The following is a 21,090-nucleotide window of genomic DNA, read 5'->3' on the forward strand; positions in this document are numbered from 1 at the left end:
TAGTGTATATACTTTATCCAGTCTGTATGCTCTAGTTGTCCTCGCCCTCCGCGACCGTGTAGGTCTGGCGCTTTCTGGCCATCTCGTCGCTCTCCAGATACTCGTCGTAGGTGGTGATCTTGTCGATCAGCTTTCCGCCGGGAACGATCTCCATGATGCGGTTTGCCGTTGTCTGCACGATCTGATGGTCCCTGGATGAGAAAAGGATCACGCCCGGGAACTTGATCATTCCGTTGTTGAGGGCTGTGATGGATTCCATGTCCAGGTGGTTGGTGGGCTCGTTCATGAGAAGAACGTTTGCGCCGGAGATCATCATCTTGGAGAGAAGGCAGCGCACCTTCTCACCTCCGGAGAGCACCTTCACCCGCTTGACACCGTCGTCCCCGGAGAAGAGCATGCGGCCCAGGAAGCCCCGCACGTAGGTGGCATCCTTCTCCTCTGAGTACTGGGTGAGCCACTCCACGATGGTGTAGTCATTGTCAAATTCACTGCCGTAGTCCAGGGGGAAATAGGCCTGTGTAGTGGTGACTCCCCATTTGTAAGTGCCCTCGTCCGGCTCCATCTCGCCCATGAGAATCTGGAAGAGGGTGGTCTTTGCCAGCTCGTTGCCGCCTACAAATGCCACCTTGTCCTCCCTGTTCAGTGTGAAGGAGATGTTGTCCAGCACTTTTTCTCCGTCGATGGTCTTGGAGAGGCCATCCACAGTGAGCACCTCATTTCCGATTTCCCGGTTGGGGCGGAAATCAATGTAGGGATACTTCCTGCTGGAGGGCTGGATGTCGTCCAGCTGGATCTTCTCCAGGGCTCTCTTTCTTGAGGTGGCCTGCTTGGACTTGGAGGCGTTGGCGCTGAAGCGGGAGATGAACTCCTGCAGCTCCTTGATCTTCTCCTCCTTCTTCTTGTTGGCCTCCTTCATCTGGCGGATGAGAAGCTGGCTGGACTCATACCAGAAGTCATAGTTTCCGGCGTAGAGCTTGATCTTTCCGTAGTCAATGTCCGCAATCTGGGTGCAGACCTTGTTGAGGAAGTAGCGGTCGTGGGACACCACGATGACTGTGTTGTCAAAGCCGATGAGGAACTCCTCCAGCCAGGCAATGGCGTCCAGATCCAGGTGGTTGGTGGGCTCGTCCAGGAGCAGGATGTCCGGGTTCCCGAAGAGGGCCTGAGCCAGAAGGACCTTCACCTTCTCGGGACCGTTTAAATCCTTCATCATCCTGTAGTGCATGTCTGTGTCAATGCCGAGGCCGTTTAAGAGAGAGGCGGCGTCGGACTCAGCCTCCCAGCCGTTCATCGTGGCGAACTCAGCCTCCAGCTCACTGGCCTTGATGCCATCCTCGTCCGTGAAATCCTCCTTTGCGTAGAGAACCTCCTTTTCCTTCATGATCTCATAGAGTCTTGCGTTTCCCATGATGACGGTATCAAGGACAGGAAACTCGTCATATTTGAAATGATCCTGCTGCAGGAAGGAGAGCCGCTCCCCGGGGGTGATGATGACCTCGCCGCTGGTGGGCTCAAGCTGTCCGGAGAGGATCTTAAGGAAGGTGGATTTTCCCGCCCCGTTGGCCCCGATTAGGCCGTAGCAGTTCCCCTCTGTGAATTTGATATTTACATCTTCAAACAAAGCCTTTTTGCCGACACGCAGTGTCACATTACTTGTACTGATCATAGTAATCTTTCTCCTATCAATCTCTTTTCAAGGTTTCATTGCATACAAAGCCTATCTTAGCAAAAAAAGGAGGAAATGGCAAGGAGAAAAGGAGGGTTTTCATCTGTGGAAAATGCGTTTATAATATAGGTTGAAAAGGAGGCAGACGATATGGTTAAAGCAACACTGGTACTGGAAGGCGGAGCGACCAGAGGCGTGTTTACCTCGGGGGCTCTGGACTATCTGATGGAAAAGGATTTCTATACATCCTATGTCATCGGCGTCTCTGCGGGGTGCTGCAACGCGGTGGATTATGTGTCAAAGCAGCCCGGAAGGACGAGAGACTGCATGATTCATAAGGAGAAGGAATATAATTATTACTACGGCTTCCGAAAATTTATCAAAGAGAAAAGCCTGATGGATATGGACATGGTCTTTGACCGGTATCCCAATGAAATTTTCCCCTTTGACTACGACACGTATTTTTCTTCAGATATAGAGTGCGAGATCGTCACGACCAACTGTGTGACAGGCAGGGCGGAGTACATGACTGAGGACTCGGACAGGCAGCGGCTCATGAAGATCTGCCGGGCGTCCTGCAGCATGCCTCTGATCTGTCCCATGGTCAATGTGGATGGGATTCCCTATCTGGACGGCGGACTTGCGGATTCCATTCCCATAGAGAGGGCCATGGAGATTGGAAACGGCAAATCCATCGTTGTGCTGACGAGAAATCCAGGCTACCGCAAAAAGATGCCCTCAAGGGCTACAGTACAGCTCTACAGGAGAGCCTACAAAAAGTACCCGAACCTGATCCGCAGCATTGTGAACAGGAGCATTGTGTACAACAGGACTATGAAGCGCATAGAACAGCTTGAGTCAGAGGGGAAGATCTTTGTCCTGCGGCCGCTCATCCCAACGGTATCCAGGCTGGAGAAGGACTATGACACACTGATGCATTTCTATGAGCACGGCTACAGACTGATGAGAAAAGAGTACGACGAGCTCATGAGATTTCTGGAAAAATAGAAGGAGGACAAAAGGTATGCATTTGTTTGAACATCACATTTCCACAAGGGGCGCCCAGCAGATGACCAAGGTGACGGACATGGTGAGGGAGGACATTGAAAGGAGCGGCGCAAAGGACGGCATTGTGGTGGTCTTCTCGCCCCATACGACAGCCGGGTTTACCATCAACGAAAACGCGGATCCGGATGTAGTCCGGGACATGCTCCAGGGCTTTGAGAAGGCCTTTCCCACGAAGGCGGATTACTACCGCCACGCGGAGGGCAACTCCCACGCCCACATGAAGACGACCCTCTTTGGCCCTTCCCAGACCATGATCCTAAGCGGCGGAGAGCTGATCCTGGGAATCTGGCAGGATCTCTATTTCTGCGACTTTGACGGACCAAGAAACAGGACCTTCTACGTAAAGATACTGGAGGGCTAGAGTAAAAGGACAGGATGAAATGATGGATCACGATACATTACTTACCTTTCTGGGGGTGGCGGAGAAGCTGAAATGCAATACCCGACATTCCTGGACAAGCAGCGGGCGCCATGAGAGCGTGGCGGAGCATGTGTACCGCCTGCTGGTATTTGCCTGGCTTGTGAGGGATGAGTTCCCGGAGCTTGATATGAACCGGGTCATGGAGCTGGCTCTCTTCCACGATATGGGAGAGGCGGTCACAGGAGATATTCCCGCCTTTGAAAAGACAGGAGAGGATGAAAAGACAGAAGAAGAGGCGCAGGAGGAGATCGCCCGCCTTCTGCCCCGGCCCCGGCAGGAGGAGATGAGGGACATATTCCGGGAGGTTCGCGAGAAGAAGACGCCAGAGGCCCGGCTTGTGAACGCCATGGACAAGCTGGAGGCCCTGATCCAGCACAACGAGGCGGACCTCTCCACCTGGCTGCCCCTGGAGTATGAGCTGCAGCTCACCTACGGGGAGAAGGAGACAAGGGACATCCCCTGGATGGCGGCGCTGCGGGAGCGGGTGAACCAGGACTCGGTGAAGAAGATGAGGACAGAGAAATTGAAAGAAGATCTCACAGGAGGGAGACTCTGATGGAGAGGGAGGCATACTAGAGGTCCTCCAGATTGATTCCTCTTGGCACATCCATGTGGCGCAGCGTGATGTCGTAGATGTGGGCCGTGTCCCCGGCCTCCATAGTCTCAAGGATGGCGAGATGCTCCCGGTAGGTGTCCTCCATCCGGCCCGGGTGGGAGAGGGACATCAGGGCCAGCCGCTGCATCCGGTACATGAAGGTGTCAAAGATGTCGGAAAACTGTCTGTTTTCCAGATAGCGGACGATCTCTACATGAAACTGAAAATCATAGGTACAGAAATCCTGGATAGACTGCGTGGTCTCCAAGATTTCTTTCATTTCCTCCATATTGAAATGAAGCTCCCGGAAGAGCCGCTTTGCCCTTCTGGATGTGTAGGCCCGGGTGATCTCCATGGCACAGTAGGTCTCCAGGGCGGAGCGCACCTGGAAGGTCTCCACCACGTCCTTCTTTGTGAGCTGGTGGAGGCGGAATCCCTTGCTGGGGATGATGTCAATGTAGCCCTCCTGCACCAGCCTGTGGATGGCGTCCCGAAAGGGGGTGCGGGAGATGCCCAGCTCCCGGGAGAGCTTGGTCTCGGAGTAGATCTCCTGGTAGGAGAGCTGATCCTCTGTGATCATTTTCTTTAAATGCTCATAGGCCTGTTCGTTTAATGTCATCATGGCGCGGGGCTCCTTTTATATTTGTCTGTGTTTTGTCAAAGATAGATAAAAATTCTAAAAAAATCTAGTTCTATTGTACACTGTTTCCTGTATAAAATCCAATAGAAACCTGTGAAAAATCCACTTTTTGTATGAGTGAAGCGGGCGGAGCAGAGCGTTAATAAAATAACGTAAAAATCCAGTGTTTATGGGAATTCTGCCCAAATTTGAAAGGGGAAAATTGGCATAAACGGAGAAAGAAATTTTAGGGATTTACCGGTATACCGGTATGTAGTAAAGTGTAGTTAGAAAGAACAAAAAACAACAAGTAAGCACATATAAAACAGGATTATTTGTGCAAAACAGTCAAAAACAAACGCAAAGGAGAGAATGAAGTATGAAAGCAGGATTTATCGGACTTGGAATTATGGGAAGACCTATGGCAAAGAATCTTCTGAAGGCGGGCGTGGAGCTGTTGGTGACAGACCTCAACCAGGAGGCTGTGGCAGATGTGGTCGCGGCCGGGGCAAAGGCGGCCAGCTATGCCCAGATCGGAGAAGAGTGCGGTACCGTATTCATCATCGTGCCAAATGGGGACATCACAAAGTCTATCCTCTTCGATGAGGGCGGCGTGGCCTCCACCATCAAAGAGGGGAGCATCGTGTGTGACATGAGCTCTGTCACACCTGTAGAGTCAAAGGAGTGCTATGAGAGACTGAAGAGCAAGGGGGTAGGCTTTGTAGACGCCCCTGTGTCCGGAGGAGAGCCGGGGGCTGTGGCCGGGACACTGGCTATCATGGCAGGAGGTGAGGAGAAGGACTTTGAGGCCCTGAAGCCTTATTTTGATATTATGGGCTCATCTGCTCTTCATATTGGCGAGGCGGGAAGCGGCAGCGTCACAAAGCTGGCCAATCAGATCATTGTAAATAATACTATCGCTGTCGTGTCCGAGGCCTTTGTCATGGCCGTCAAGGCCGGGGCGGATCCGGTGAAGGTCTACGAGGCCATCCGGGGCGGCCTGGCAGGCAGTGCGGTGCTTGACGCCAAGATTCCCATGATCGTGGAGCGCAATTTTAAACCAGGAGGACCTATTCGTATCAACCACAAGGACATCAAGAATGTGGTCAACACAGCCCACGCCATCGACGTTCCCATCCCCTATACGGCCCAGCTCTACGAGATCCTGCAGACCCTGAAGATTCATGGCCACATGGAGGACGACCACTGCGGTATTGTACAGTATTTTGAGAAGCTGGCTGACGTGGAAGTGAAAAAAGTAGATTAGGAGGGGAACAGTATGTCCATCAGCGCTGATATTTTGACTTCTTACAAAAAAATAGATGAAGAGTATATAGACAGACTTCTGGGGGAGGAGATTGCGGCCAGCAATAAAAAGCTCGTGGTTCTGGACGATGATCCCACCGGAGTACAGACTGTCCACGACATTTCTGTCTATACAGGATGGGACAGAGACAGTATCCGGGCGGGATTTGAGGAGAGGAACAATCTCTTTTACGTGCTTACCAACTCCCGGGGCTTTACGGAAGAGCAGACGACGAAGGCTCACCATGAGATTGCGGCAGTGGTAGACGAGGTGGCCAAGGAGACGGGGAAGGAATACATATTTATTAGCCGCAGCGACAGCACCCTGCGGGGACACTATCCTCTGGAGACGGAGCTTTTAAAGGCGGATTATGAAAAGAATACCGGCAAGGTGATCGACGGGGAGGTGCTCTGTCCTTTCTTTAAGGAGGGGGGAAGGTTTACCATTGGCAATGTGCACTATGTGAAATACGGCGATGAGCTGGTGCCGGCCAACGAGACGGAGTTTGCGAAGGATAAAACCTTTGGGTACACGGCGGCTGCCATGCCGGAGTATGTAGAGGAAAAGACAAAGGGCGCCTACAGGAAAGAGGATGTAACCTGTATTTCTCTGGAAGATATCCATAATATGGATATAGATAAGATAGAAGGGCAGCTACTCGCTGTAAAGGATTTTAACAAGATCGTTGTCAATGCGGTGGACTATGCGGATGTAAAGGTATTCTGCGTGGCTCTCTACCGGGCTATGAGAAAAGGGAAGGTCTTCATGCTGCGCACAGCGGCAGCCATTGTCAAGGTCATGGGAGGCGTCACAAGCCAGCCTCTTCTCACGAGAAAGCAGATGGTGGTGAAGGAGACGGAAAACGGCGGTATCATTGTGGTGGGCTCCCATACGGAAAAGACGACCCGTCAGCTGGAGGCGCTAAAAGAGCTGAAGGAGATTGAATTCATTGAGCTTGACGCCACCTTGGTGAAGGATGCCGCGGCCTTTGAAGCGGAGGTGCAGCGCTGCCTTGAGAAAGAAGAGGTGTGCATAAAAAGCGGCAGGACCGTGTGCTGCTACACTACAAGAGCCCTCATCACAGCGGACACAGGGGACAGGGAGGATGAGCTGCGGCTCTCTGTGCGGATCTCTGATGCGGTCCAGTCTCTGGTGGGAAGGCTGTCCGTGACTCCGGCCTTTGTCATTGCCAAGGGCGGCATCACCTCCAGTGATGTGGGGACAAAGGCGCTGGCGGTAAAGCGGGCTAATGTGCTGGGACAGATCTGTCCCGGTATCCCTGTGTGGCAGACAGGGGAGGAGAGCAGATTTCCCGGTATTCCCTATGTGATTTTTCCTGGCAATGTGGGGGAGGCGGATACCCTCAGAGAGGCGGCGGAGATCCTGATAAGGGGAAGATGATCTGACAAATAAATAACACAGAAAACAGTGGAAAGGACCGGCCTTTTCATTGCGCGAGAAATACAACGAAAACAAACGTAAAAATAAACAAAAATAAACATGAATTTTATACATAATATACAAAAAGATTGATAAAAATTAGATTAAATTGACAAAAACAAACATAAGAAGTACAATACAAACATAAACGAACACAATGGAGCGTGAAGGAGGAATGAGATATGCCTCAATGTGTAGTAATCGCAGATGACCTGACAGGGGCGAACGCAACGGGTGTACTTCTGAAAAAGATGAATTACACGGCCTACACGGTCATGAATACAGAGCGGATTGAGCTCAGCACCCTGAAGGATTGTGACTGTGTTCTCTATCCCACGGACAGCCGTGGGGTTGACCCGGAAATCGCCTACAACCGTGTGCACAATGTCTGCACTCTGCTGAAAAACGATGATGTCAAGGTCTACTCCAAGAGGATTGACAGCACCCTGCGGGGAAATCTGGGAAGCGAGACAGATGCCATGCTGGACTGCCTGGGTGAGGATTACGTGGCGGTTGTGGCTCCCTGCTTTCCCTCATCGGGGCGTATTGTGATCGGAGGCTATATGCTTGTGAACGGACTGCCGCTGCATAAAACGGACATCGCCATCGACCCGAAGACGCCGGTCACTATATCGGAGGACGCGGTGCTCTTTGAACAGCAGAGCAAGTACAAGGTGGCTTCCATCCTGATGAAGGACCTGATGCACGGTAAGCATTATCTGGCAGACCTGATGAAAAAGCATGTGGCGGAAGGATGCAGGATCCTTACCGTTGACTGCGTGACCCAGGAAGACCTGGATCTCATCGCGGACGCGGTGATCACAAGCAAAATGAAGGTAGTGGCCGTTGACCCGGGCGTCTTCACAGCTACTCTTGCCAGAAAGCTGATCACCCCCTCTGAGAAGAAGGAAAAGAGCCGTATCCTTGCGGTGGTTGGAAGCGTGCATCCAAACACGAGAAACCAGATGGAGGAGCTGTGGCTCTCCCAGAGGACCCACAATGTGTTTGTGAACACAAAGGAGCTTCTCGAGGACGATGAGAGGCGGGAGAAGGAGATCAGCCGGGTGACGGAGGAAATCCTTAAGGAATGTAAGCTGAATGTGGTTTCTACAGTGACCGGCGACGGCATCTATCCGGAAAACCGCATTGATTTTAAACCCTACATGGAGAAGTACAACTGCTCCATGGACGAGGTGACCGGCCGCATCAATTCCGGCTTCGCGGAGATCACTTACCGGATCTTTAAGGCAGAGCCTGAGTTCAGGGGACTGTACACAAGCGGAGGGGACATCACAGTGGCTGTGTGCGCGCGGTTTGACACGGCGGGCTTAAGCCTGATGGACGAGGTGCTTCCTCTTGCCGCCTACGGACAGTTCTTAAAGGGCGAGTTCGAGGGAGTTCATATTATCACAAAGGGCGGCAGCCAGGGACAGAACGATGCTATCAACAGATGCATCACGTACCTGAAAGAGAAGCTGTACATCTAAAATACATAATACAAAACACACTATTATTCAGATACACAGTAGAAAGAAAAAGGGAGGATGAGATTATGAGTAAACCACTTATTGCAGTGACCATGGGCGATCCGGCCGGTGTTGGGCCGGAGATCGTGGCGAAATCGCTGGCATCCGAGGCGGTCACAGAGGTGGCGGACTGCGTCATCGTGGGAGACAAAAAATGCATGGAGAACGCCATCCGCATCGTGGGCGCGGACCTGGAGATCCGCGTCATTCAGAAGCCCTCGGAGGGGCAGTATGAGAAGGGGATCATGAACCTGATCGACCTGGACAATGTGAATATGGATGTCTTCGAGTTCGGCAAGGTCAGCGGCATGTGTGGGAAGGCTGCCTATGACTACATTGCAAAGAGCATTGAGCTGGCGAACGCCGGGGAAGTGGACGCGGTATCCACCACACCTATCAACAAGGAGGCCCTGAAGGCGGGTGATATCCATTTTATCGGACACACGGAGATCTTTGGAGCCCTTACAGGTACAGAGGATCCTCTGACTATGTTCGAGACAAACGGCATGCGGGTATTCTTCCTGACAAGGCATGTGTCTCTTCGCCAGATGCTGGACATGATCAAGAAGGATCGAATCGTGGACTATGTAGTCAGATGCACGGAGGCCCTGAAACGTCTCGGGGTGAAGGAGGGAACCATGGCCATTGCGGGCCTGAATCCTCACAGCGGGGAGCACGGTCTCTTCGGCTGGGAGGAGGTGGAGGAGATTATCCCCGCCATCGAGGAGCTGAAGAAGATGGGATACGATGTGGCAGGACCCATCGGCGCTGACTCCGTATTCCACCAGGCGGCCATTGGAAAGTACAACAGTGTCCTCTCTCTGTATCACGACCAGGGACATATTGCCACAAAGACGCTGGATTTTGAGAAAACCATTGCGATTACAAATGGGATGCCTATCCTCAGGACATCTGTGGACCACGGCACTGCATTTGATATAGCGGGCACCGGAAAGGTGAGTGCTGTGAGCATGATCGAAGCCATTCGGCTGGCCGCGAAATACGCACCTCATTTTACAAAATAACAAGATGTATAATCTAAAGGAGGGATTTGTATGATAGGAGGACTGGACGGCAACAGAATGTTGCTTGGTCTTGCTGTAGGTATTATTGTTCTTATTTTTCTTGTACTGAAGACAAAGGTTCAGGCGTTTCTGGCGCTGATCGTATGTACCGTTATCGTGGGCGTTGTAGGGGGGATGCCCCTGTCCAATATCACACTGGAGGACGGGACCACGCTGGGGATTGTCAATTCTATCACGGGAGGCTTTGGAAGCACTCTTGGAAGTATCGGTATCATCATCGGTTTCGGCGTTATGATGGGACAGATCTTTGAGGTGACCGGTGCGGCCAAGCGGATGGCCTACACCTTCTTGAAGCTCTTTGGAAAGAAGAGAGAGGAGGAGGCCCTGTGCCTGACTGGTTTCCTTGTATCCATCCCTATTTTCTGCGACTCTGGATTTGTGGTTCTTTCACCGATCGCCAAGGCTATTTCCAGAGCAACAAAGAAATCTGTGATCGGTCTGGGAGCTGCTCTGGCCGCCGGACTTGTCATCACCCACTCCCTTGTTCCGCCTACACCCGGACCTCTGGGTGTGTGCGGTATCTTCGGGATCGACGTAGGTACATTTATTCTGCTGACACTGGTTCTTGCCATCCCAATGGCAATCGGCTGTGTGGTTTATGCAAAGAAGGTTCTGGCAAAGAAATTCTACCGCATCCCCAACGAGGACGGTGAAGTAGTCGAAATGCCCTACCAGGAGCCGGATTATGAGAACGCTTTCCACATGGGAGACGAGAAGATGCCGGGAACATTTGAGTCCTTTGCTCCTCTGTTCCTGCCCATTATCCTCATTCTCATCAACACAGTAGCTACAGCTGTGGGACAGACAACAGGTATCATGGAAGTGCTGATCTTCCTTGGCCAGCCCATCATCGCGGTAGGCCTGGGACTTCTCCTGTCCATCTTCACCCTTGGAAGAGGGCTTGACAGACATACAGCTCTGACAGAGATGGAAAAGGGTATGGAGTCGGCCGGTATCATCATGCTTGTAACAGGTGGAGGCGGAGCTCTCGGCCAGATCATCAAGGACTCCGGACTTGGCACATACATGGCAGAGGGACTTGCCCAGACAGCCATCCCGATCATCGTGCTTCCTCTGATCATCGCCACCCTGATGCGTTTCATCCAGGGCTCCGGAACAGTGGCCATGACAACAGCTGCGAGCATCTCCGCGCCCATCATCATCGCATCAGGCGTGAACCCCACTCTGGGCGCCATCGCATGCTGCGTGGGCTCTCTGTTCTTCAGCTACTTCAACGACAGCTATTTCTGGGTTGTAAACAGAACGCTGGGTGTGAAGGAGGCAAAGGACCAGCTGCAGGTGTGGTCAGTGACATCCACCATCGCGTGGGCCATTGGTATTGTTGAAGTTCTCATATTGAGTATTTTCATGTAATCGTGTACAATAATCCGTAAGAGGTGATTTTGTATGCTGGCAGCAGAGAGGCAGGCAAGGATCGTGGAGCTGATCAGGGAGCAGGGAAGCGTCCAGGTGGATGATCTGGCGCATGATCTGCAGGTCAGCACTATGACAATAAGAAGAGATCTGGAAAAACTGCAGGAGGACAATATACTTGAGCGATGCCATGGAGGTGCGGTGGCAAAGCAGGAGGTGACCTATGCAGACAAAAGTACCAGCCACAAGCATGAGAAGGTAAAGCTGGCAGCCAGGTGCGTGCCCCTTGTCTCGGCGGGGGATAACATCTATCTGGACGCCGGGACTACTACCTACGAGATTGCCAAGGCGATCCAGAACGTGCCGGACATCATGGTCATGACAAATGACCTGGAGATTGCCGGGCTTCTGAAAAACAGCCAGGCTGAGCTGCTGCTGTGCGGCGGAATGGTACAGAAAAGTACCGGAAGCATGCTTGGATATTATGCGACTCAGATGCTGGAGGATTTCCGGTTTGACATAGGCTTTTTCGGCGCCGCGTCCATCAACGAGGAGCTGGAGGTCTTTACCCCTACAGTGGATAAGGCTTTCCTGAAGAGAAAGGCTCGCCAGAGATGCCGGAAGGCATATCTTGTGGTGGATGAGTCCAAATTTGGGAGGCAGGCTGTGACTAAGGTCAATCACCTGTCGGATTACACGGCGGTGCTCACTACGAGGGAGCTAACCGCTGAGGAAAAGAGAAAAGCAGAAGAGTCTGATGTCAGAATGATCTATGTGTAAAGAGTGAAACCGCTGCGGGGCAGAAAAACAGACTGCCCCGCAGCGGTTTTGTCGTGCGCCTGCGATGAGCTATATCCGCCGCGAAGCACACTCACCGGCACAATACACTGATCCGAGTCAGATAGTCCTCCTCGTCAGCGGACAGCTCATCCAGGACCGCTTCCTTATATACGAAGCTGCCCGGCGTCAGGCCCTTTTCCCGCGCAAAGGAAAGGAGCGCCTGGCAGGCCTCCTCAGAGCGGTAGTAGTTGCCCCGCAGATAGACGGCGGCGTATGTGCCGGCGGACTTTACATGAATTTGAGTGTCGGAGGGCAGGCCGTCCACGGAGAAGGAGGTCTTGGTGAAAAAATATGCATAGGTTTCATAATCCCCCTTTTCCAGAGAGGACACCGGGAGCATGGCGCCGTAGGGGTGGCCGGAGTTGATGTGCTCCCTGCTGCAAAGGCCGATGTGGCTGCAGAGGACAGAAAAAATTTTATCGTGGTCATCCGTGTAAAGAGGGCTGCTGAGTACCAGCAGCTCTCTTTCCTTCTGCCTTTCCAGAAGGACCGGGGACAGGTCTGTCACATCCCGGAAGTCCCTGGCCTGGCGGACGAGGGAGAGCTTGGTCTCGATGACGGTCCGGATGCGGCGCAGCTGCTCCAGTTCCCGCTCCACCTTTTCCCTTTGCAGGAGAAGAAGCCCTTCCAGGTCGCCGGGGCAGCGGTGGTCGATGTAGGCCTTGATCTCTTTGAGAGGCATGCCCAGCTCCTTCAGGCAGGTGATGGTGAAGAAGACGTCGCACTGGTTCTCGCTGTAATATCGGTAGCCCTTCTCGTCCGTCAGGGCGGGGGAGAACAGGCCAATCTCATCGTAGTGGAAGAGGGTCCTCTTGTTGGTGCCGCACAGGGCGGCGAATTCACCGGTTTTTATGCATGGAATATCTAATTTTTGCATAATTATACACATTCTCCTTGACTATACCGTAACGTTATACTTTATTATAAGCGGGATAGACAAGTCAGTCAATTTAAAATAGATGAGGAGAAGATGCATTATGCCAAAATTAAGTGAGAGAGTGGGCACATTTACCGATTCGGTGATCCGCAGGATGACCCGGATCAGCGATGAGTACGGAGCTATCAATTTATCCCAGGGATTTCCGGATTTCGATCCGCCAAAGGAGATCATGGCCGCCCTGGCCAGGGCGGCCTATGCAGGCCCCCATCAGTATTCCATCACCTTCGGGGCGGAGAATTTCCGTCAGGCCCTGGCCAGAAAGCAGGGAAAGGCCATCGGCCGGACCATTGACCCGGAGACGGAGATTGTGGTGACCTGCGGGGGGACGGAGGCTATGATGTGCGCCATGATGACCATCTGCAATCCGGGGGACAAGGTCATGGTGTTCTCGCCTTTCTATGAAAATTATGGGGCGGACGCTATTTTATCAGGGGCAGATCCCATCTACATCCCTCTGGTGCCGCCGGAGTACACCTTCGACATTGCCCTTGTGGAGAAGGGCTTTCAGGAGGGGGCAAAGGCCATCATTGTCTGCAATCCCTCCAATCCCTGCGGGAAAGTGTTCTCCAGGGAAGAGCTGACAGCCATCGGCGAGCTGGCCGTAAAGTACGACGCCTTTGTGGTGACGGACGAGGTGTACGAGCACATGGTATATGAGCCATACCGCCACACCTGCATGGCCTCCCTGCCGGGCATGTACGATCACACCATCACCTGCAACTCCCTGTCCAAGACCTACTCCATCACCGGATGGCGCCTGGGCTATCTCATCGGGCCTGCGGAGGTGGTGGAGGCGGCCAAGAAGGTTCACGACTTCCTTACCGTGGGAGCGGCGGCTCCCCTCCAGGAGGCAGCTGTGGTGGGGCTGAACTTCCCGGATTCCTACTATGAGGAGCTGAAAGAGCTCTACACCCAGAAGAGGGATTATTTCCTGGCCGGGCTGGACAGGATCGGCCTGTCCCACAATGTCCCCCAGGGAACCTATTTTGTCCTGATCGACATACAGAAATTCCTGGACCTGCCCAAATTTGCGGGCTATACGGATCTGGAGTTCTGCGAGTGGATGATAAAACATATCGGTGTGGCGGCTGTGCCTGGCTCCAGCTTCTTCAAGGAGGAAGTGAACCATCTGATCCGGCTGCATTTTGCCAGGGAAAAAGAAACCATAGACGAAGCCATTAACCGTCTCAGTAAATTACAGGAGTTGTTATGATGAAAGCTTATTCAGTATTTTTTGCAAATTATACGATCGGTGAGGATGCCTACGGACAGGTGCCCCAGGTGTGTCTCCCTTTTGGAAAGAGGATTTTCCTGATCGGCGGCAGGAGGGCCATGGACGCCGCGGAAGGGCTTCTCGGCAAGGCCCTGGAGGGGAGCGGACTTGTCGTTCTGGAGTCTGTGGAGTTCGGGGCGGACTGTACCTACCGGACCATTGACCGCTGGGCACAGCGGGCGAAGGAGCTGGGGGCTGATATGATCTTTGGCATGGGCGGAGGAAAGGCGCTGGACACGGCCAAGGGCGCTGCAGAGAGGGCGGGCCTTCCTGTCTTCACCTTCCCGACGATTGCAGCCACCTGTGCGGCCACCACAGCCCTGTCCGTTGTGTACCGGGAGGACGGAAATTTTGACAGCTTTTACTTTTACGACAAGCCTGCAAGACATTGCTTTATCAATACCCGGATAATCGCGGATGCCCCTTGCGAGTATCTGCGGGCTGGCATGGGCGACACCATGGGAAAATTCTTTGAATGTCACTTTGCGGCAAGGGGCGACCATCTGGATCACAGCTCCGCTCTGGGCCGGGAGATCAGCAACCTGTGCTACGGCCCCCTTCTGGAGCATGGCGTGCAGGCTTTGGTGGACTGCAGGCGGCATGAGCCCTCCTTTGCCCTGCAGCAGGCGGTTCTGGCCAATATTGTCAGCACAGGGATGGTGTCCCTGATGGTGCTGGACGACTACAACTGCGCCATCGCCCACTCCGTATACTACGGACTCGTGCTCCTTCCAGGCTTTGAGGAGAAGTACCTCCACGGCGATGTAGTGGCCTACGGTGTCCTTGTGCAGCTTGCGGTGGACAAGGACTGGGATAGAATGAGAGAGGTGAAAGGCTTTATGAAAGAGCTGGGGATCCCCTCCACCCTGCGGGAGATGGAGGTGCCCCTGGACAGAGAGTATCTGCGGGATGTCCTCAGGGAGACAGTGACCGGCCCGGACATGGAGCACATTCCCTACCCGGTGACGGAGGATATGATTTTTGAGGCTATGAGAGAAGTGGAGGAGCTGGAAGGATAATGGAGAACGCGGTAGAAAAAACAGTGGAAAGTACCTATATTAATAAGAAAAACCTGTTAAAATTTATTTTTGGGTCAGCCTTCGGCGTGCTCATGTTCCTGGTGCCCATCCCCTACGAGACCTCCTTTACCACCCTCCTGGACTTTGTGAAAATGTGGCTTCAGGCCCTCTTTGGGGGAAGTCTCATCTATATCGTGGTGACTCTCCTCGTGGTGTCGGCGGTGCTCAGTACCTATGACTTTTTCGCAAAGCCGGATTTTATCCGGAAGAACCGGTATCTGAGCAAAGCCTTCTGTACCACGCCCCTCTATCTGGTGTCCAAGATCATCGGGGCTGTGGCTGGAGTTATGGTGCTGACGGGAATGGGGCCGGAAATCGTGGTCTCAGCAGACACGGGCGGAACCATCATAGACCTCTGCGGGACCTTGTTCTGCATCCTGATCGCCTTCAGCTTTGTGCTCCCCTTCCTCACAGACTGCGGGATCATGGAGTTCCTCGGGGTGATCGCCCGGCCTGTGGTGCGCCCCCTGTTCCATGTGCCGGGGCGGGCGTCCGTGGACCTGATCGCCTCCTGGTTCGGGGCAGCCAATGCGGCTGTCATCCTGACGAGGGAGCAGTACATGAAGGGATTTTACACAAAAAGAGAAGCCGGCTATATCATGACCAACTTCTCCCTTGTGTCCGTTCCCTTCTGCCTTATGGTGGCAAATACCATCGGGCTGGATTCCATTTTTCCCGTCTTTTATCTGTGTATCTGCCTCATCGGCATCATCCTGGCAGTGATCATCGTGCGCATCCCGCCTATCCGCACCATACCGGACACCTATCGGGAGGTGACGGGACGGCAGGTGGCCGAGGATCGGCCGGAGGAGAAGGGAATATGGAGATTTGCCCTGGAGTCAAGCTGCAAGAGAGCGGGAGAATTCCATCTGGACACTGTGCTGACAAGCGGGCTGGAGGTTATGATGGGAACGCTGTTCGATCTGATCCCTATTGTGGCCTCCTGGGGTGTCATCGCCCTGGCTATCGCCACCTACACGCCCTTCTTTGACTGGATTTCCTATCCTATGGGCCTGTATCTGCAGCTCTTTGGAGTGGAGGATGCCTTTGCTGTGGCGCCGGCAACGCTGGTGGGCTTCACGGATATGTTTATTCCGGCTCTGCTCATTGCGGGAACCGAGGTGGCGGTAAAGACAAAATTTATCATCGGCGTCCTGTCCCTTGTGCAGATCATTTACCTGACCGAGGTGGGAACCGTGGTCATCAAGAGCGAGGTGCCCCTGGGCTTCTGGAAGCTTTTTGCCATCTTCCTCGAGAGGACGCTGATCGCCATACCGTTTATCGTGCTGTTTGCGAATCTTATATACTGAAAAACCAGACGTGAGGAAAAGAAAGAGGGAAGCCGTGGGGCTTCCCTTTCCTGATGTCTTCTTCTTTTACTCGTAGAGAACCTCCTGCAGGTACATTCCCTTGGGATCGCAGGGGGCGCTGGCGGCCTGCTCTCCGGCAAAGATGGCGGTGATGACCTCCGGCTTTCTCGTGCCAAGTCCGATGTCCAGGAGAGTGCCCACGATGGCCCGCTGCATGTTGTGCAGGAAATCGTCGGCGTGCATGGAAATCTGCATCTCCTCCCCGTCGTCGTAGATGTCGATCCGGTACATCTCCCTCTCCGTGGACTTGTTGTGCTTTACGGTGGAGAAATTTTTAAAGTCGTGCCTCCCGAGGAGAAGCTGCGCGGCCTCCTTCATGGCGTCCATATCCGGCCGGCGGAAGCAGTGGAAGGTGTACTTGAAATCAAACACGCTGGGCACATCGCTGATGGTAGCCCGGTAGATGAAGATCTTTGACTTTGCGTTCAGCTGGGCGTGGAAGCGCTCGGGCATGTCCTCCACGGATATGATGGCGATATCCATGGGCAGATACCGGTTCAGATAGTGCTGGATCTCATAGTCCTTCATGTCCGTGTTCGTCTTGAAGCTGGCTGTCTGGCCGTAGGCGTGGACGCCTACCTCCGTGCGGGCTCCGCAGAAGAGCTCCACATCCTCACCTGTCATCTTCCGGATGACCTCCAGGATCTTGTTGGAGATGGTGTTTGTGGACTCGTTTTTTCCGAGACGGACCCAGCCCTGGTAGCGGCTGCCGTCATATTCTATAGTAAGCTTGATATTGCGCATGGTCTTCCTCCTCATATAACCTGAAATCACAAAAAACATTTAAAACCAGTTTTAGTATAGCAGATTATCTGATATACTGTCCAGTGAACAAACAAATGACAGACAGGAGAGATTGCAAAATGACAGAGAGCAGAAAAGTATCAGAGTCTATCTCAGAGACAGTGCACATGGTGCGGCCCAACCATCTGAATGCGGCGGGGCGTCTCTTCGGAGGCGTGCTCATGCAGTGGATGGACGAGCTGGCAGGCCTTGTGGCCAAGCGCCACACAAGGAAAAATGTGATCACTGCCTCCGTGGACAATTTAAGCTTTCTGCGGGGCGCCTACCAGAAGGATGTGATCGTGATCACCGGCAAGGTGACCTACGTGGGAAATACATCCATGGAGGTGAAGGTGGATTCCTGCGTGGAGGATCTGGACCGGAACAGGACGCTGATCAACAGAGCCTATTTCACCATGGTGGCTCTGGACGAAAATGACCATCCGACCAGAGTGCCCCGCCTGGAGCTGGAGACAGAGGAAGAGAAGGAAGAGTGGAAGAACGCGGAAAAAAGGCGGGAGATGCGGAAGCACTATAGGCTGTAACCCACATTCCCGTCCCATATTGATCATTTATATTTATATGTCTGTGCCGGCAGAGGGGCAAAACCTCTCAGACGCCGGCCTTATTTTTTTCGGCGGTTTATCTGAGACATGACAAGAGTGACCATGCTGTCGATCTGTTTCTTCTCCTCGTCGGAGCGGCCCTCCTTTAAAATTTCAAGAATGAGGGAGGTCTCCTCGGGGGAGAAGCGGATCCCCTTCCTGTTTGCGGAGGAGATGAGTGCCATCATGGCGGCCGCCAGCGTGTTTCCGCTCTTTCCGGAGGTCTGCGCCGCCGCTGTTTTGATGAGCTCCAGCTTGACAGGGTCAATATGTTCCATCGCCGGGTGATTCATCCAATCCTGTGCCATTGTCGTTCACTCCTTTTCTGTTATCATCGCTGCCCTCTTCTGTGCCCTCGCGGCATCTGTCTTCCCGTCCGCCATCCTCCCGGACATCGTCCTTCCGGGGCGTGCCCTGGAAAAGGTTCATCATATTCAGGATATCTCCCGTGCCCCCCGGATCCGCCCCTGACATGTCCGGGAAACCCATGCCGGACAGATCCATGTCCTTCATCATCTCCATCATACTCATGGCGGAGAGGATACTGTCCACGGCTCCTTCATTTTCCCCCATATAGGGCTTCAGCTCCTCCAGCATCTCCGTGAAGGAGGGAGGCGTGCTCTGGAACTCCTTCCGCTCCGGACCCCGGGAGAAAATGCCGAAGTAGCGGATCGTATTCTGAAGCTCTGTGAACCGGATGAAAAAGGCGAGCATCCTCTGCGCGGCAGGAGGGGTATAGGGCAGCAGGAGCTTCAGCATCTGCAGTTCCCCGGAGGATGTGAGAGTGTCAAAGGGAGTCATGGGAAGAGGCGTCCGTTTATCCATACAGCCCACCTGTCTGAAGCGTTGTAACTATATATATGGATGAAAAGGGATAAATATGACAGCGCAAAAGGAGGCTGCACCCGACAGACGCACATATCCATCGGGCGCAGCCGTATCATTTGCTGTTAGCAGCAGCCGTTTCCTCCGAAACCGCCGCAGCAGCACAGGAGAAGGATGATCCACAGGCAGCTGTCGTTTCCGCAGCCACATCCGTAGTCGCCGCCACCCCGTCCGAAGCCGCCGCAGCAGCACAGAAGAAGGATGATCCACAGACAGCTGTTTCCTCCAAATCCACTTCCGCATCCACAGCCGGAACGTACACCGGAGTCACATCCGCATCCGCAGTTCGATGATAAATCGCTCATTTGATTGCCTCCAACATATTTTGTTTACAGTACATCATATGCTTTGCTCCAGGATGTGTGAAAAAGAAATTTTAGAGAGTGTCAAGAAAAAATGCTTGACAGCGGAAAAGCTTTGGTATATGATAACACAGGTGATTTGAGATGGATGATTTTTTTAAGCAGACATTGCTATATGATTTTTACGGAGAGCTTCTGACCAGTCACCAGAAAGAGATCTACGAGCAGTCCGTGCTGGAGGATCTGTCCCTTGGCGAGATCGCCCAGGCGGCGGGGATCAGCAGACAGGGAGTCCACGATCTGGTAAAGCGCTGCGACAGGACGCTCCAGGGGTATGAAGACAAGCTTCATCTGGTGGAGAAATTCCTTGCCGTCAGGGAGAAGGTACACCGGATAGGCCAGGTGCTTGACCGGTATGATCCGGAGGACAACAGCCAGCTGGCCCGGGAGATCAGAGAGATAGCAAGAGAGATCATAGACGAATTGTAGTTTGTAATAGAGCAGCAAAGAGGAGTTGGAGAATGGCTTTTGACAGTCTGACAGAAAAACTTCAGAATGTGTTCAGGAACCTGCGGAGCAAGGGACGGCTGACAGAGGACGATGTCAAAGAGGCGATGAAGGAGATCAAGCGGGCTCTCCTGGCCGCTGATGTCAACTTCAAGGTCGTGAAAGGCTTCATTAAGAACGTGCAGGAGAGAGCCATCGGGCAGGATGTGATGAACGGACTGAACCCGGGGCAGATGGTCATCAAGATTGTCAACGAGGAGCTCATCGCTCTCATGGGATCTGAGACCACAGAGATCAAGCTCCAGCCCGGAAGTGCCATCACAGTCATTATGATGGCAGGCCTTCAGGGTGCAGGTAAGACAACCACCACCGCAAAGCTGGCGGGAAAATATAAATTAAAAGGGAAAAAGCCCCTTCTTGTGGCCTGTGACGTATACCGCCCGGCAGCGATCAAACAGCTCCAGGTGAACGGGGAGAAGCAGGGAGTGGAAGTTTTTTCCATGGGTGACAGCCACAGACCGGCGGATATCGCCCGGGCGGCTTTGGAGCACGCCCGCAAGAATGGCAACAATCTTGTGATCCTGGATACGGCGGGCCGTCTTCACATTGATGAGGACATGATGGCAGAGCTCCAGGAGATCAAGGAAACTGTGGAGGTACACCAGACGATCCTGGTGATTGACGCCATGACCGGACAGGACGCGGTGAATGTGGCGGAGGAATTCAACCAGAAGATCGGCATCGACGGTGTCATCGTCACAAAGCTGGACGGCGACACGAGAGGCGGTGCGGCCCTGTCCGTCAAGGCAGTGACCGGCAAGCCGATCCTCTACGTAGGTATGGGAGAGAAGCTGTCAGATCTGGAGCAGTTCTATCCGGACCGCATGGCCTCCCGTATCCTTGGCATGGGTGACGTGCTGACCCTCATCGAGAAGGCGGGCGCTGAGATCGACGAGGAGAAGGCCAAAGAGATGACCCGCAAGATGAAAAAGAACCAGTTCGATTTCGACGACTTCCTGGAGAGCACGAAGCAGATGAAAAAGATGGGCGGGCTCTCCGGTATCATGAGCATGCTTCCCGGCATGGGCGCCATGGGCGGCCTTGGAGGGAAAAAGGGCATGCAGTTAGATGACAGCCAGGCCGAGGAGGCCGAGAAAAAGATGGCGCGGATGGAGGCCATGATCTATTCCATGACCCCGGCAGAGCGCCGGGATCCGGATCTTCTGAATCCTTCAAGGAAGCACCGCATCGCAAAAGGCGCGGGTGTGGACATCAGCGAGGTGAACCGCATGGTCAAGCAGTTTAACGAGATGAAGAAGATGATGAAGATGATTGGAAAAGGTGGTAAAAAGGGAAAATTCAGATTACCTTTTTAACCAGCATGTGCGCGGACAGCGCATGTGCCA

22 protein-coding genes are annotated in these 21,090 nt (G+C 53.3%); 15 read left to right on the top strand and 7 right to left on the bottom strand.

Going from position 1 to position 21,090, the window contains the following annotated elements:
- Positions 1-31: 31 nt before the first annotated feature.
- Positions 32-1,666: an ABC-F family ATP-binding cassette domain-containing protein gene (locus H7U36_RS05975; protein WP_033125400.1), complete on the bottom strand. Its 1,635-nt coding sequence runs from the start codon at positions 1,664-1,666 to the stop codon at positions 32-34.
- Positions 1,667-1,816: 150 nt separating this feature from the next.
- On the opposite strand from H7U36_RS05975, the gene H7U36_RS05980 reads away from it, so the two are divergent.
- Genes H7U36_RS05980 through H7U36_RS05990 form a run of 3 tightly spaced genes read left to right on the top strand, consistent with a single transcriptional unit; the run spans position 1,817 to position 3,711 of the window.
- A complete protein-coding gene (locus H7U36_RS05980; RefSeq protein WP_033125401.1) occupies positions 1,817-2,674 on the top strand; it encodes a patatin-like phospholipase family protein in 858 nt (285 codons plus the stop codon).
- A 16-nt stretch (positions 2,675-2,690) separates the two neighbouring features.
- Complete coding sequence (locus H7U36_RS05985; RefSeq protein ID WP_033125402.1) at positions 2,691-3,095, top strand: secondary thiamine-phosphate synthase enzyme YjbQ; 405 nt, start codon at positions 2,691-2,693, stop codon at positions 3,093-3,095.
- A 19-nt stretch (positions 3,096-3,114) separates the two neighbouring features.
- On the top strand, positions 3,115-3,711 hold the full coding sequence (locus H7U36_RS05990; protein ID WP_330637040.1) for an HD domain-containing protein: 597 nt from the start codon (positions 3,115-3,117) through the stop codon (positions 3,709-3,711).
- A gap of 16 nt (positions 3,712-3,727) precedes the next feature.
- Here the strand turns inward: H7U36_RS05990 and H7U36_RS05995 are convergent, their stop codons facing one another.
- Complete coding sequence (locus tag H7U36_RS05995) at positions 3,728-4,372, bottom strand: GntR family transcriptional regulator (RefSeq protein ID WP_033125403.1); 645 nt, start codon at positions 4,370-4,372, stop codon at positions 3,728-3,730.
- A 376-nt stretch (positions 4,373-4,748) separates the two neighbouring features.
- On the opposite strand from H7U36_RS05995, the gene garR reads away from it, so the two are divergent.
- From garR to H7U36_RS06025, 6 genes are all read left to right on the top strand, one after another.
- Positions 4,749-5,636, top strand: coding sequence for a 2-hydroxy-3-oxopropionate reductase (garR, locus tag H7U36_RS06000; RefSeq protein WP_033125404.1), 888 nt, complete (start codon positions 4,749-4,751; stop codon positions 5,634-5,636).
- A gap of 12 nt (positions 5,637-5,648) precedes the next feature.
- Positions 5,649-7,076, top strand: coding sequence for a four-carbon acid sugar kinase family protein (locus tag H7U36_RS06005; RefSeq protein ID WP_191493252.1), 1,428 nt, complete (start codon positions 5,649-5,651; stop codon positions 7,074-7,076).
- Positions 7,077-7,297: 221 nt separating this feature from the next.
- Positions 7,298-8,602, top strand: coding sequence for a four-carbon acid sugar kinase family protein (locus tag H7U36_RS06010; RefSeq protein ID WP_191493251.1), 1,305 nt, complete (start codon positions 7,298-7,300; stop codon positions 8,600-8,602).
- Positions 8,603-8,667: 65 nt separating this feature from the next.
- On the top strand, positions 8,668-9,666 hold the full coding sequence (pdxA, locus tag H7U36_RS06015; protein WP_033125407.1) for a 4-hydroxythreonine-4-phosphate dehydrogenase PdxA: 999 nt from the start codon (positions 8,668-8,670) through the stop codon (positions 9,664-9,666).
- A 30-nt stretch (positions 9,667-9,696) separates the two neighbouring features.
- Positions 9,697-11,100, top strand: a complete 1,404-nt coding sequence (locus H7U36_RS06020) for a GntP family permease (protein WP_033125408.1) — start codon at positions 9,697-9,699, stop codon at positions 11,098-11,100.
- A gap of 33 nt (positions 11,101-11,133) precedes the next feature.
- Complete coding sequence (locus H7U36_RS06025; protein WP_205147480.1) at positions 11,134-11,880, top strand: DeoR/GlpR family DNA-binding transcription regulator; 747 nt, start codon at positions 11,134-11,136, stop codon at positions 11,878-11,880.
- A gap of 91 nt (positions 11,881-11,971) precedes the next feature.
- Here H7U36_RS06025 and H7U36_RS06030 read toward each other — a convergent pair whose 3' ends face one another.
- Positions 11,972-12,817, bottom strand: a complete 846-nt coding sequence (locus H7U36_RS06030; protein ID WP_171031522.1) for a MerR family transcriptional regulator — start codon at positions 12,815-12,817, stop codon at positions 11,972-11,974.
- 100 nt (positions 12,818-12,917) lie between these two features.
- On the opposite strand from H7U36_RS06030, the gene H7U36_RS06035 reads away from it, so the two are divergent.
- Genes H7U36_RS06035 through H7U36_RS06045 form a run of 3 tightly spaced genes read left to right on the top strand, consistent with a single transcriptional unit; the run spans position 12,918 to position 16,542 of the window.
- Positions 12,918-14,093, top strand: coding sequence for a pyridoxal phosphate-dependent aminotransferase (locus H7U36_RS06035; RefSeq protein ID WP_191493248.1), 1,176 nt, complete (start codon positions 12,918-12,920; stop codon positions 14,091-14,093).
- Positions 14,093-15,172, top strand: coding sequence for an iron-containing alcohol dehydrogenase family protein (locus tag H7U36_RS06040; protein ID WP_205155794.1), 1,080 nt, complete (start codon positions 14,093-14,095; stop codon positions 15,170-15,172). The genes H7U36_RS06035 and H7U36_RS06040 overlap by 1 nt, the downstream gene beginning before the upstream one ends.
- On the top strand, positions 15,172-16,542 hold the full coding sequence (locus H7U36_RS06045) for a YjiH family protein (protein ID WP_033125413.1): 1,371 nt from the start codon (positions 15,172-15,174) through the stop codon (positions 16,540-16,542). The genes H7U36_RS06040 and H7U36_RS06045 overlap by 1 nt, the downstream gene beginning before the upstream one ends.
- Positions 16,543-16,608: 66 nt before the next feature.
- Here the strand turns inward: H7U36_RS06045 and truA are convergent, their stop codons facing one another.
- Positions 16,609-17,346: a tRNA pseudouridine(38-40) synthase TruA gene (gene truA / locus H7U36_RS06050; RefSeq protein WP_033125414.1), complete on the bottom strand. Its 738-nt coding sequence runs from the start codon at positions 17,344-17,346 to the stop codon at positions 16,609-16,611.
- Positions 17,347-17,465: 119 nt separating this feature from the next.
- Here truA and H7U36_RS06055 point away from each other — a divergent pair, with 119 nt between their 5' ends.
- Positions 17,466-17,930, top strand: coding sequence for an acyl-CoA thioesterase (locus H7U36_RS06055; RefSeq protein WP_033125415.1), 465 nt, complete (start codon positions 17,466-17,468; stop codon positions 17,928-17,930).
- An 80-nt stretch (positions 17,931-18,010) separates the two neighbouring features.
- Here H7U36_RS06055 and H7U36_RS06060 read toward each other — a convergent pair whose 3' ends face one another.
- From H7U36_RS06060 to H7U36_RS06070, 3 genes are all read right to left on the bottom strand, one after another.
- A complete protein-coding gene (locus tag H7U36_RS06060) occupies positions 18,011-18,268 on the bottom strand; it encodes a hypothetical protein (RefSeq protein ID WP_243426702.1) in 258 nt (85 codons plus the stop codon).
- Positions 18,255-18,815, bottom strand: coding sequence for a hypothetical protein (locus H7U36_RS06065; protein ID WP_205155795.1), 561 nt, complete (start codon positions 18,813-18,815; stop codon positions 18,255-18,257). The genes H7U36_RS06060 and H7U36_RS06065 overlap by 14 nt, the downstream gene beginning before the upstream one ends.
- 125 nt (positions 18,816-18,940) lie before the next feature.
- Complete coding sequence (locus tag H7U36_RS06070; RefSeq protein ID WP_033125417.1) at positions 18,941-19,180, bottom strand: hypothetical protein; 240 nt, start codon at positions 19,178-19,180, stop codon at positions 18,941-18,943.
- 141 nt (positions 19,181-19,321) lie between these two features.
- Between H7U36_RS06070 and ylxM the strand changes: the two genes are divergently transcribed.
- Positions 19,322-19,666 (top strand): YlxM family DNA-binding protein, encoded by a 345-nt coding sequence (gene ylxM, locus H7U36_RS06075; protein ID WP_033125419.1) that lies wholly within the window; start codon positions 19,322-19,324, stop codon positions 19,664-19,666.
- A 32-nt stretch (positions 19,667-19,698) separates the two neighbouring features.
- Positions 19,699-21,060, top strand: a complete 1,362-nt coding sequence (gene ffh / locus H7U36_RS06080; protein ID WP_191493243.1) for a signal recognition particle protein — start codon at positions 19,699-19,701, stop codon at positions 21,058-21,060.
- The last annotated feature ends 30 nt before the right edge of the window (positions 21,061-21,090 follow it).

Source organism: Faecalicatena fissicatena (assembly GCF_016900595.1).
Taxonomy (GTDB): domain Bacteria; phylum Bacillota; class Clostridia; order Lachnospirales; family Lachnospiraceae; genus Claveliimonas; species Claveliimonas intestinigallinarum.